This window comes from Agromyces sp. NPDC058110, from assembly GCF_042884735.1.
Lineage (GTDB): Bacteria > Actinomycetota > Actinomycetes > Actinomycetales > Microbacteriaceae > Agromyces.
Map to the genome: position 1 here is coordinate 12,589 of NZ_JBHVTI010000003.1, position 11,976 is coordinate 24,564.

The 11,976-nt window shown below is 72.0% G+C and carries 10 protein-coding genes; 5 read left to right on the forward strand and 5 right to left on the reverse strand.

The window, feature by feature from the left end; translation table 11 throughout:
- Window positions 1-102: 102 nt before the first annotated feature.
- Window positions 103-588 (reverse strand): winged helix-turn-helix transcriptional regulator, encoded by a 486-nt coding sequence (locus ACFVS8_RS07685; RefSeq protein WP_387059832.1) that lies wholly within the window; start codon window positions 586-588, stop codon window positions 103-105.
- Between the two features lie 119 nt (window positions 589-707).
- Between ACFVS8_RS07685 and ACFVS8_RS07690 the strand changes: the two genes are divergently transcribed.
- On the forward strand, window positions 708-1,067 hold the full coding sequence (locus ACFVS8_RS07690) for a DoxX family protein (protein ID WP_387059835.1): 360 nt from the start codon (window positions 708-710) through the stop codon (window positions 1,065-1,067).
- Between the two features lie 17 nt (window positions 1,068-1,084).
- Here the strand turns inward: ACFVS8_RS07690 and ACFVS8_RS07695 are convergent, their stop codons facing one another.
- On the reverse strand, window positions 1,085-2,806 hold the full coding sequence (locus ACFVS8_RS07695; protein WP_387059838.1) for a phytoene desaturase family protein: 1,722 nt from the start codon (window positions 2,804-2,806) through the stop codon (window positions 1,085-1,087).
- Between the two features lie 188 nt (window positions 2,807-2,994).
- Here ACFVS8_RS07695 and ACFVS8_RS07700 point away from each other — a divergent pair, with 188 nt between their 5' ends.
- Together ACFVS8_RS07700 and ACFVS8_RS07705 are read left to right on the forward strand one after the other, a co-directional pair.
- Window positions 2,995-5,394, forward strand: a complete 2,400-nt coding sequence (locus ACFVS8_RS07700; protein ID WP_387059840.1) for an adenylyl cyclase — start codon at window positions 2,995-2,997, stop codon at window positions 5,392-5,394.
- Between the two features lie 126 nt (window positions 5,395-5,520).
- Window positions 5,521-6,738 (forward strand): DUF916 domain-containing protein, encoded by a 1,218-nt coding sequence (locus ACFVS8_RS07705; protein WP_387059843.1) that lies wholly within the window; start codon window positions 5,521-5,523, stop codon window positions 6,736-6,738.
- Window positions 6,739-6,804: 66 nt separating this feature from the next.
- On the opposite strand, the gene ACFVS8_RS07710 is transcribed toward ACFVS8_RS07705, so the two are convergent.
- The gene (locus ACFVS8_RS07710; RefSeq protein ID WP_387059845.1) at window positions 6,805-7,401 is read right to left on the reverse strand and encodes a TetR/AcrR family transcriptional regulator; all 597 of its coding nucleotides are present in this window, start codon (window positions 7,399-7,401) and stop codon (window positions 6,805-6,807) included.
- Between the two features lie 156 nt (window positions 7,402-7,557).
- Between ACFVS8_RS07710 and ACFVS8_RS07715 the strand changes: the two genes are divergently transcribed.
- Together ACFVS8_RS07715 and ACFVS8_RS07720 are read left to right on the forward strand one after the other, a co-directional pair.
- Window positions 7,558-9,138 carry an APC family permease gene (locus tag ACFVS8_RS07715; protein WP_387059847.1) on the forward strand — a complete coding sequence of 527 codons (1,581 nt, stop codon included), beginning with the start codon at window positions 7,558-7,560 and terminating at the stop codon, window positions 9,136-9,138.
- Window positions 9,139-9,140: 2 nt separating this feature from the next.
- On the forward strand, window positions 9,141-10,016 hold the full coding sequence (locus tag ACFVS8_RS07720; protein ID WP_387059850.1) for a carbon-nitrogen hydrolase family protein: 876 nt from the start codon (window positions 9,141-9,143) through the stop codon (window positions 10,014-10,016).
- A gap of 92 nt (window positions 10,017-10,108) precedes the next feature.
- Here ACFVS8_RS07720 and ACFVS8_RS07725 read toward each other — a convergent pair whose 3' ends face one another.
- Window positions 10,109-10,891, reverse strand: coding sequence for an ABC transporter permease (locus ACFVS8_RS07725; RefSeq protein ID WP_387059853.1), 783 nt, complete (start codon window positions 10,889-10,891; stop codon window positions 10,109-10,111).
- 31 nt (window positions 10,892-10,922) lie between these two features.
- On the reverse strand, window positions 10,923-11,975 hold the full coding sequence (locus ACFVS8_RS07730; RefSeq protein WP_387059856.1) for an ABC transporter ATP-binding protein: 1,053 nt from the start codon (window positions 11,973-11,975) through the stop codon (window positions 10,923-10,925).
- Window position 11,976: the final 1 nt, after the last annotated feature.

Genomic DNA, 11,976 nt, shown 5'->3' on the forward strand with positions numbered 1-11,976 from the left:
GCCACGCGCGGGTCGGCCTTCGTCGTGCGTTGCGGCCGCGCCGGACCGTAGTGCGACGCTCGGCGGCGTCGGCGTCGGCGTCGGCGGCGGCGGCGTCGCGCGTCAGTCGCGGGCCGCGTCGAACGCGTCGCGTGCGCGCGTGATGCTCGTGTGGTTCGCCGAGGCCCACTCGACGAGTCCGAGCACGGGCAGCGCGAGTGAACGGCCGAGATCGGTGGCCGCGTACTCGACTCGAGGTGGGATCTCGGGGTAGCTCGTGCGCGACACGAGCCCGTCGCGTTCGAGGTTGCGCAGCGTCTGCGTGAGCATGCGGTGCGAGATGCCGTCGATGCTGCGATGCAGTTCGGTGAAGCGCATGGAGTGCTCGTGCAGCATGCGGATGACGAGCAGGCTCCACTTGTCGCCGACGCGCGAGAGCACCTCGCGGATGAGCCGGGTCTCGGAGTCCTCGGCGTCGCAGGCCGGCGGGGCGTCGCAGGCGTCGAGCCCGGTTGCCTCGGGGAGGCCGGCGCGGTCGTCGAGGCGGGCCGTTGCGGCATCCGTGATCGTCATGTCGTCCTTCGGGTTCGAGCGATCGGGGCGTTCCACAGGGGGGTCACGCACCTCGAGGTGCGTGACGCACGATGAAGTGCGGGGCGATGACGAATTAGAGTCACCGATCGTGCGTCACGCACTGATCGTAACCGACTTACTTTGGAGAACCTGACATGATCATCGCCCTCTGGATCGCCACCGGCCTGCTGGCCCTCGTCTTCCTCGCCGCCGGCACCGTGAAGAGCCTGACCCCGCGCGAGAAGCTCGTCGACAAGATGGCCTACATGGAGGACCTCTCCGACGGCCAGGCCCGCGCGGTCGGCATCCTCGAGTTCCTCGGCGCCCTCGGCCTGATCCTGCCCGCCGCGACCGGCATCCTGCCCTGGCTGACGCCCGTCGCCGCGTTCGCGCTCGCGCTCACCATGGCCGTCGGCACCGCCCTGCACGTCAAGCGCCGCGAGCCCGCCGTTCCGAGCATCGTGCTCGGCGTGTTCGCGCTGCTCGTGGGGCTCGGCTGGGTGTTCTTCGGCTGAATCCCGCGCGCGGCCGCTCAGGCGCCGGATGCTTCGAGCACCGCCATCGCGGCGTTGTGCCCGCCGATGCCGCTCACCGCGCCGCCGCGCACCGCGCCCGAACCGCAGAGCAGCACGCGCGGATGCCGCGTCGCGACGCCCCAGCGCTCCGCGGGCGTCGCGAGCGAGGCGCCCGGCTCCGCCCACGGCCACGACAGCGGCCCGTGGAAGATGTTGCCGCCCGGCATCGCGAGCGCGTGCTCGAGGTCGAGCGTGGTCTTCACCTCGATGCACGGCTCGCCCGCGGCATCCGTCGCGATGACATCGGCGATCGGCTCGGCGAGCACCGAGTCGAGCGAGGCGAGCACCTCGTCGCGCAGTCGCTCGCGCAGGCGGTCGTTGCCGAGCCGCTCGACGAGCCGGTGCGGCACGTGCAGGCCGAAGACCGTGAGGGTCTGCCAGCCGGCCTCGACGAGCTCGGGCGCGAGGATCGACGGGTCGCTCAGCGTGTGGCAGTAGATCTCGCACGGCAGCGGCGACGGCACCTCGCCGCGCGCGGCCGTGCGGAAGGCGGCGTCGAGCTGCGACTCGAGCTCGTTGATGTGGAACGTGCCCGCGAACGCCGCCTCGGGCGCGACCGTGGTGTCGCGGAGCCTCGGCAGGCGTGTGAGCAGCAGGTTGACCTTGACCTGGGCGCCCTCGGGCTCGGCCAGGTGGCGCAGGCGCTCCCGCACGACCGGCGGCAGGCCCACGCGCAGGTCGGGCACGAACGGCGACTGCACGGCCGGTGCGATCGCCGAGGTCTCGAGCGCCGCCTCGAACGCGGCCTCCGCTGCCGCCGCGTCGGCGGCGGTGTCGAGCAGGCGTGCGAGCACGGCCGGGGCGACGTTCGCGAGCACGGTGCCCGCGGTCGCGGCGTGCTCGACCCCGTCGTGCAGGTAGACCACGTCGCCGCGAGGGTCGACCGAGATCACCTCGGCGTCGGTGACGAGCGTCGCGCCCGCCTCGCGGGCGGCCCGGGCGAGCTCGCCGGTCACGGCGCCCATGCCGCCGACGGGCACGTCCCAGTCGCCGGTGCCGCCGCCGATCACGTGGTACAGGAAGCACCGGTTCGCGTCGAGCGACTCGTCGTCGAGGTCGGTGAACGTGCCGATGAGGCCGTCGGTCGCGACGACGCCGCGCACGAGGTCGCTCGAGAACCGCGTGTCGACGACCTCGCCGAGCGGGCGTTCGACGAACTCGCGCCAGAGCCGGTCGTCGCCCAGGAGCGCCCGCGCCTCGTCGCGCGTCGGCAGCGGTTCGGTGAGCGTCGGGAAGAGCGACTCGGCGACGCGCACGGTGTCGTCGGAGAACGCGGTCCAGGCGTCGGCATCGGCCGCGGCATCCACTCGCGCGAAGGCCGCTGCGGATGCCTCGGGCGAGGCGTCGGCGTCGACCAGCAGGCCGCGCGAGGGGTCGCGGGGGTCGGGCGTGTACGACGAGTAGCGTCGGCGCACGAGCCGGATGTCGAGGCCGAGGTCGTCGATGATGCGTTGCGGCAGCAGGCTCACGAGGTACGAGTAGCGCGAGAGGCGCGCGTCGACGCCGTCGAACGCCTGCGCCGAGACGGCGGCGCCGCCGAGGTGGTCGTCGCGTTCGAGGAGCAGCACGCTGCGTCCGGCGCGGGCGAGGTAGGCGGCGGCGGTGAGGCCGTTGTGTCCGCCGCCGACGATGACGACGTCGTGGTCGGTGCGGGCGGCTGCGGGCTGGGGGAGGGCCATCACCCGAGCGTAGTCGGCCGTCGCACGAGGACATCCGGGAAAGAAATTACTGACAAGTCAGTAAGTCCTCCCATATGCTGACGTCGCGACCGCGCCGAGGATGGCGTCGGCCGTGCACCACCTCGCACTGATCCGGCACCACGGCGGCGCGATCTGCCGCCGGCCGACGTTCAAAGGAGAACCTTGTGATGCAACGCACCCGGGCGGATCACCCGCCCACTCGCACCGGCCGACGCCTCGGCGCAGGGGCGGCCATCGCCGCACTGGCTATCGCCGGCAGTGCGCTCGGCGCCGCGCCCGCGTATGCGGCAGAGCCCGACTTCGGGCCCAACGTGACGATCTTCGACGAGACCTGGACCGCCGACCAGATCAGCGCAGCGCTCATGGCGGCCTCGACCGAGGCCGAGTTCAGCCTGAACCGGCACCAGTTCTTCTTCAAGCCAGGCACGTACGGCTCGGCCGCAGGGCAGGACAACCCGGCCACCGCGACCGGCATCGTGAACTCCGAGCTCGGCTACTACCAGGCCGTCGCCGGGCTCGGCGCCTCGCCCGAGGACGTCCGCATCAACGGCGCGATCCACGTCGAGCCCGTGCGCCAGTGCGAGGCGAACCCGTGGGACTGCCAGCAGCCCGGTTCGCTCACTCGGTTCTGGCGTTCGATGTCGAACCTCACGTTCAACCCCATCCAGCGCCCGGTCGGCATCGACGCCGACCGGCCGTTCCCGAGCGGCATCACGAACGCGCACCAGATGCGCTTCGCCGTCTCGCAGGCGGCTCCGCTGCGACGCATCAACATCGAGGGCGACCTCACGCTGATGGGCCGCGTCGGCGAATACGCGTCGGGCGGCTACCTCGCGAACTCGAAGGTCTCCGGTGAGATCCTGAGCGGCTCGCAGCAGCAGTGGTTCACGCGCGACTCGAGCGTCGGCACCTGGAACGGCGGCGTCTGGAACATGGTGTTCTCGGGCGTCGAGGGTGCGCCGGCGACCGACTTCGGTCCCCAGCCCGGCGGCGGCAACGGCAACAAGACGAACGTCGGCGACACGCCGATCAACCGCGAGTCGCCCTTCCTCTACCTCGACGGCGACGACTACAAGGTGTTCGTGCCGAAGGCGAAGCAGGACACGAGCGGCGTCGACTGGTCGACGGATGCCTCTGCCGGGGAGTCGATCTCGATCGACGACTTCTTCATCGCGCACGAGGGCGCCACGGCCGCGCAGCTGAACGCCGCGCTCGCCGCGGGCAAGCACCTGCTCATCACGCCCGGCGTGTACTACCTCGACGCACCGCTCCAGGTCGAGGACGCCGGCACCGTGGTGCTGGGCCTCGGCTACGCCTCGCTCGTACCCACCGCGGGCAACGCGGCGATCGAGGTCGGCGACGTCTCCGGCGTCAAGATCGCCGGCCTCACGGTCGATGCCGGCGAGGTGCTCTCCGACGTGCTCGTGAAGGTCGGCCCCGACGGCGCGAGCGCGTCGGACCCCGCCGACCCGACGACGCTCAGCGACGTGTTCATCCGCGTCGGCGGACCGTGGGCCGGCAAGGCGACGACGAGCATCGAGGTCAACAGCCCCGACACGCTGCTCGACCACATCTGGGCCTGGCGCGCAGACCATGGCGAGGGCGTCGGCTGGACGTCGAACGTCGGCGACCACGGCGTCGTCGTGAACGGCGACGACGTCACGGCGCTCGGCCTCTTCGTCGAGCACTACCAGAAGAACCAGGTCATCTGGAACGGCGAACGCGGCCGCACGATCTTCTTCCAGAGCGAGATCCCGTACGACCCGCCGACCCAGGGCGCCTACAAGGACGGCAACCGCCTCGGCTACGCGGCGTACCGGGTCGGCGACCAGGTGCGGCACCACCTCGCGCAGGGTCTCGGCGTGTACTCGTTCTTCGACAACCAGTACAACCAGAGCCAGGACATCTTCGTCGAGAGCGGAGTCCAGGTGCCGCAGCGTCCGGGCGTGCGCGTCGAGTCGGCCGTCTCGGTCAAGCTCAACGGCACGGGCGGCATCAAGCACATCGTCAACGACCAGGGCGACGCGGCCCAGGGCGCCGGCGGCGGCATCTCGAAGTTCCTCGCGGTCTACGAGTCGGCCACCGACCCGAACGCGCAGAACCTGCAGGTGACCGTGCCCGAGGGCGCGCCCGGCGAGTTCGTGTGGAGCATCGACGGCACGAACGACATCGTCGATCTCGGCACGGCCGTCGAGAACGGCGACCACTTCGCGGCCGCGGGCTCGATCAACCCCGTGCGGGTCACCGACACGCGTCGGGGCTCGACCCCCTGGTCGGTCTCGGCTCAGGTGGGCGACTTCGAGTCGCCGGCCGGCTCGTTCGGGGGTAAGTTCCTCGGATGGGCGCCGAAGGTCGTCGAGGCCGGCGGCGGTGCCGTGGCAGGCGCGGCAGTGCAGTCGGGCTTCGTGAGCGGCAACGGCCTCGCCGATGCGTCGACCCTCGGCAGCGCGCCGGCCGGTCACGAGCGCGGTTCGGCCAAGCTCGGGGCCGACCTCGACCTGAGGATCCCGGTCGCCGCGACCGACGGCACCTACCGCGCCACCCTCACGATCACCGGTCTCGGCTGATCGCGCGCGGTTGATCGGTCCGGGCCGGACTTCGACCGGCCCGGACCACCCCGGCCGGGGCGAGCGCGTGTGCGGCGCTCGCCCCGGTTAGCCCCCGTTCCACCCTCGACGACGAGGAGCACCATCATGCGCACCGCGCCAGCCACCGACATCCGTTCGCCTCGCCCTCGCGGCGCCGCCCGAGCCGCCGTGCTCGCGGCCGGAGTGGCCGCGGCGCTCGCCGCGGCACTCGCCGCGCCGACCGCACCTGCCTCTGCCGAGGAGGCCGATGGCCCGGAGGTCACGTGGGGCGTGCGGACCGCCGACACCTCGTGGGGCGATGGTCGCGAGAACTACGCGTACGCCGTCGACGCCGGCGAGACCGTCGAAGACGCGCTCATCATCGCGAACCACGACGTCGTGCCGATCGAGCTCGACGTCTACGCCGCCGACGCCTTCACGACCGCCGACGGGTTGCTCGACGTCGCGACGCGCGACGTCCGGCCGCGCGAACTCGGCGCATGGGCGGTTCCCGCGGTCGACCGCGTGACCGTGCAGCCGGGCGAGGCCGTCGAGGTGCCGTTCACGATCACGGTCCCGCCGAACGCGACCCCCGGCGATCACGCCGGTGGCATCCTGACCGCGCTGGCCGACCCCGAGGTCGACAGTGGGCTGACCGTCGACCGGCGGCTGGGCATCCGGATCCACCTGCGCGTCGGCGGGGAACTCGCGCCGGCGCTCGCAATCGACGACCTGCACGTCGACTACGCCGGCACCCCGAATCCGTTCGGCACCGGTGCCGCGACCGTGACCTACACGGTGCGGAACTCGGGCAACACCCGGCTCGCGGCGACCCAGGACGTCGCGCTGACCGGGCCGTTCGGCATGCTGCCGGTGGCCGCGGCAGGCGTCGCCGAGGTCCCCGAGCTCCTCCCGGGCGAGACCTGGCCCGTCGAGGTGCAGGTCGAGGGCGTCGTCCCGGCCTTCGTGCTCACGGCCGCCGTGACCCTCGACCCGGTGTCGCCGACCGACACGTCACCCGCCCCGACGACGGTGGTCGAGTCCTCCTCGACCGCTGCCGTGCCGTGGACGCTGCTCCTGCTCGTGCTGCTGGTCGCCGCGGCGATCGTCGTCTGGGTGCGGCTCGCCCGTCGTCGTCGGGCCCAGCGCAAGGTCCGCGAGGATGCCCGCGTGCAGGAGGCCGTCGACCGGGCGCTGCGCGAGCGCGAGGCGACGGACGGTGGTGTCGCGGGCGCGTCCACTTCGTCGTCCGAGCCGCAGCGCGAGCCGGCGCCCGAGTCGGACCGCGAACCGGAGGCTGAACCCGAACCCGAACCCGAACCCGAACCCGCCGGTCGGCCGTAGCCCACGGCGCGAACCGACGAGGGCGGGCGGATGCCGCATCCGCTCGCCCTTCGTCCTGCGCCGGGGTCAGCCGAGATCTGCGTCGAGCATCGACGAGGCGACCGAACGGATCAGCGCGGTGACCTCGTCGCGCGACTTCGTGCCGGCGAGGATGTCCATGACGAGGCCGTCTTCGAGTGCGACGAGCGCCCAGGCCACGCCGCCGACGTCGAGGCGCGGACGGAACGCTCCAGTGGCGACCCCGTCGTCGAGGATCTCGCGGTAGATCGCGACCTGGCGTCGATCGAGCGCGTGGTCGGCGTCGTTGAGCAGGGGGTCGCGCAACCCGAGCGACCAGAACTCGTAGAGGATGCGGGACTCGTCGCCGGCGAGGCCCCCGGTGGAGCCGGCCTCGATGGCCGCGACGAGTCGGCCGACGGGGTCGGCCGCCCCGGCCACGGCCGAGTGGATCGTCTCGATGAAGCGGTCGCTCGCCGAGTAGACGAGTTCGCGGACGAGGTCGCCGAGTCCGTCGAAGTAGTAGAGCACCGCGGAGGGTTCCATGCCGGTCGCCGTGGCGACGGCCCGCAGCGTGGTGCCTTCGGCGCCCTCGCGCACGGCGACGTCGCGCGCCGCCTCGAGGATCGCGAGCCGGCGCTCGGCGCGGCGGTTGGGGCGGGGCATCCGCCCATTCTGCCGCAGCGGTGCGAGTTGGACGAGCGCCACTCGCCGAAATCTGAATGCCGTGCAGAAAACCCTTGACACTCCGGGATCGTTAAGTTTGAATGCCATTCAAATAATGAACGGCATTCAAACAATGACTCGCGTCGAAGGAGACCGATGATCCAGACCCCGGCAGAGACCGCCCGCACGGCGGCCGCCGATGCTCCAGACAAGGGCCTGCGCCCGAACGCGATCGGCCTCGGTCGCATCGTCGCGCTCGGCCTCGCCGCCGTCGCGCCCGCCTACAGCCTCGCCGTCACGCTCGGCTACGTGGTCGGCGCGGTCGGCGTGCACACGCCCGCGGCCTTCCTGCTCGGCTTCGTGCCGATCCTCTTCACGGCTCTCGCCTTCCGCGACCTGAACCGTGCCATGCCCGACTGCGGCGGCGTCTTCGTCTGGATCTCGCGAGCACTCGGCCCCGTCGCCGGCTGGTTCTTCGGCGGCTGGGTGCCGCAGGTCGCCACGTTCATCGCGACCGCCGCGCTCGCCCAGGTGGCCACGGTCTACCTCCTCGCCGCGGTCGGCCTCGATGCCGTCGCCGAGAACCCGGTCGCGGTGGTCTCGATCGCCGTCGGGCTGATCGCCCTCAGCGCCGCCGTGGCGGTGCGCGGCATCGAGCTCGCAGCGTGGGTGCAGTACGCGCTCATCGCCCTCCAGATCATCGCGATCGGCGGGTTCTGCGTCGGCGCGTTCGGGGCGATGGCCGCCGGCACCGCGCCCTCGACCGGTGAAGCGCCGAACCTCGGATGGTTCAACCCGTTCGCGCTCGACGATCCGGCCGGCCTCGTCGCGGGCGTCATCCTCTGCCTGTTCATCTACTGGGGCTGGGACGCCCTCATCGCCGTCAACGAGGAGACCACCGACCGATCGAAGACGCCCGGCCGCGCCGTCGTCGTCTCGACCGTCATCCTGCTCGTGCTGTACTGCGGCGCGTCCGTCGCGGCCCTCGGATACGGCGGCGTCGACCTCATCACCGCCGACGGCGCGATCGACGACGTGTTGTCGGTGCTGGGCCCGCACGCCACGGGCGAGGTGTTCGGGCGCGTCATCACCGTCGCGATCGGGCTCTCCGCGCTCGCCGCCCTGTTCACGGTCGCGGTCAGCACCCCGCGCTCGTGGCTGAGCATGGCGACCTACCGAGCGCTTCCGGCGGCGATCACCCGCGTGCACCCCCGGCACCGCACGCCGAGCACCGCCACCTGGTGGTGGGCGGGCATCAGCGCGGTCACGATCGTGCTGCTGACGCTGATCTCGGCCGAATTCATCGGGCTCGCGATCCTCGCGATCGGACTCATGGTCGCGGCGTACTACGCGGTCACCGCGATCGCGGCCGTCGTCTACTTCGCGCCCGACCTGCGTCGCAACCCGAAGCAGCTCGTCATCGCCGGCATCCTTCCCGCGCTCGGCGCGCTGCTCATGCTCGTCGCGTTCGTCGCGAGTGCGCTCGACATGGCGCGGCCCGAGTACGTGGGTGAGTCGATCCTCGGCGTCGGCACGGTGTTCTGGATCGGCGTCGGCGCCCTGGTGCTCGGCGTCGTCGTGACGCTCGCCGTCCGTCCGGCGTTCCCCGAGTTCTTCGGCCGCCGCACGATCCCGGTCGGCACCGTGTCGGACGACGGCTTCGTGATCGCCGACTCCGTCGAGACCGTGCCCGCCGCGGCATCCCTCACCGCCCAGAACGACCGAGAGGTGCGCTGATCATGCGAACCCTGTCCATCGCCGCCATCCAGACCTCGCCCGTCGCCTTCGACCTCGCCGCCACCTGGTCTCGGTTCGAGGCCCAGGTGCGCAAGGTCTTCGAGCTCCGACCGCACGTCGACCTCGTCGTCGTTCCGGAGCTGCTGCTCGCCGCGCCCGGACCGCTGCTCGCCGACGACCCCGGGTTCGACGAACGGGCCGCCACCGCGATCCCCGGCCCGCTGACCGATCGGCTCGGCGCGCTCGCGCGCGAACTCGGCGTCTGGCTCGTGCCCGGCTCGCTCGTCGAGCGCGGTGACGACGACCGCCTGTACAACACGGCCGTCGCGATCTCGCCTGAGGGCGAGGTCGTCGCGCGCTACCGCAAGCTGTTCCCGTGGCGTCCCTACGAGGAACTCACGCCGGGGCGCGACTTCACGACCTTCGAGATCCCGGGGGTCGGCCGCATCGGACTCGCGATCTGCTTCGACGGCAGCTTTCCCGAGGTCGCCCGCCAGCTCGCCTGGCTCGGCGCCGAGGTGATCATCCAGCCCACGCTGACCACCACGCGCGACCGCGAGATGGAGGTGGTCATGGCGAGGGCGAACGCGTTCGCGAACCAGGTCTTCGTCGTCAACCTCAACGGCTCGGCGCCATCGGGGGTCGGCGAGAGCGTGCTCGTCGACCCCGAGGGCACGATCCTCCAGCACGCGTCCGAGGGCGAGGAGGTCGTGTTCGCCGTGCTCGACCTCGACCGCGTCTCGCAGGTGCGGGAGTACGGCACGTTCGGACTGAACCGCCCGTGGGCGCAGCTCGCCGACCAGTGCGCGCTCGTCGAGTACCCGATGTTCGGCGGGGCGAAGATCGTCGCGCCGAGCTGGGCGACGCCCATGGAGTAGGTCCGCCGCGAGACCCGACGAAGGGCGAGCGGATGCGGCATCCGCTCGCCCCTCGGTCATGCCCGACGCCGTCGGGCGACCCGCCGGCCGGGTCAGCGCGCCCGGCGCATCGACCGCACGCCCACGAACACGCCGATCGCGCACGTGACGACGGCCGCGATCAGCCCGCCGAGCACGTTCGGGTCGGCGAAGTCGCCCGCGAGCAGCGCGCGCTCGGCGTCGACGAGGTAGCTGAGCGGGTTCACGGCGGCGGCGACCTGCATCCACGCGGGGCCGTCGTCGAGGGGAAGCAGCATGCCCGACAGGATCATGAGCGGGAACAGCAGCGTCTGGTGCACCATCCAGAACATCCAGTCGCGGTTGCGGCACGCGAGCGCGAGCGCGTAGCTGAGGGCGCCGAAGCCGATGCCGAAGATCGCGAGCACGCCGAGGCCGGCGACGAGCCCTGGCACGTCGACGCTGAAGCCGAACGGCACCGCGACGAGCACGACGATCGTGCCCTGGATGACGAGCGGCACGACCTCCTTCAACGCGCGGCCGACGAGGAGTGCACTGCGCGACAGCGGGGCGACGAGCGTGCGCTCGTGCGATCCGGTCTGCATCTCGAACAGCAGGTTCGCGCCGGTCGACGCGGTGCCGAACAGTGCGACCATCACGAGGATGCCCGGCACGAACCACTGCAGCGTGCCGGCGACGTCGCCGCCCGAGGCGCCGACGAGCAGCGGGCCGAACAGGCCGAGGAACACGAGCGGCTGCACGAGCGAGAAGATCACGCTGAACGGGTCGCGCACGAGCGGGCGGGTCTCGCGCACGTAGACGGCGGCGGTGTCGCGGATGAATCCCGTGGGGCGGGCGGTGGGTGCGGTGGTGGTCATCGGAGTGGTCCTTTCAGGAGCGGAGCGTTGATCAGGCGGCGACGGATGCGGCGGGCTCGGCCTCGCGGGCATCCGCGGCGTCGGTGTCGGTGTCGGCGTCGGGCTCGGCGTGCGCGGCCTCCTCACGGAGGCTCCGGCCGGTGAGCGCGAGGAACACGTCGTCGAGGGTCGGCTGTCGGTGGGTCGCGGCGACGACGTCGAGTCCGGCGTCGTCGAGCTCGCGGATCCAGGTCGGCAGCGCGCGGTCGCCGGCCTGCGCGGTGACGGCCACCACGTGCGGGTCGCCCGGCTCGACCGAGCCGTCGATGCGCCGGGCGGCTGCCGCGGCATCCGTCGTCGAACCGAACGTCAGCGTCACGCGGTCGCCCGCGAGCGAGGACTTGAGCGCGGCCGCCGTGTCGTCGGCGATGACCGTGCCGTGGTCCATGACCATGACCCGCTCGGCGAGCTGGTCGGCCTCGTCGAGGTAGTGCGTCGTGAGGAAGATCGTCGTGCCGGTCGAGCGGCGCAGGTCGACGATGTGCTCCCACAGGTTGGCCCGGCTGTGCGGGTCGAGGCCGGTCGACGGCTCGTCGAGGAACAGCAGCTCGGGGCGGTGGATGAGGCCGAGCGCGATGTCGAGCCGGCGCTTCTGCCCGCCCGAGAGCTGCTGCACCGTGCGGGCCGCGACCTGGCCGAGCTCGAGCGACTCGATGAGCTCGTCGGTCCGTGCGCGGGTCTCGCGCCGGCCCATGCCGTAGAACGCGCCCTGCGCGTGCAGCTCGTCGCGCACGCGCTGCGTGTGGCCGCCCGAGTTGCCCTGCCCGACGTAGCCGATGCGACGGCGCACGCCCGCGGCATCCGTTCGGATGTCGCAGCCGGCGACGATCGCCTCGCCCGCGGTCGGGGGCAGCAGCGTCGTGAGCATGCGGAGCGTCGTCGACTTCCCGGCGCCGTTCGGGCCGAGGAACGCGACGAGCTCGCCCTCGCCGACCGACAGGTCGAGGGGGCGGACGGCCTCGACGACCTGCCCCTTGGAGCGGAACGTCTTCGTGAGGCCTGTGGCGGTGATCATCTGGTTCGAGGAGTTCGGCTGGTTCGTCATA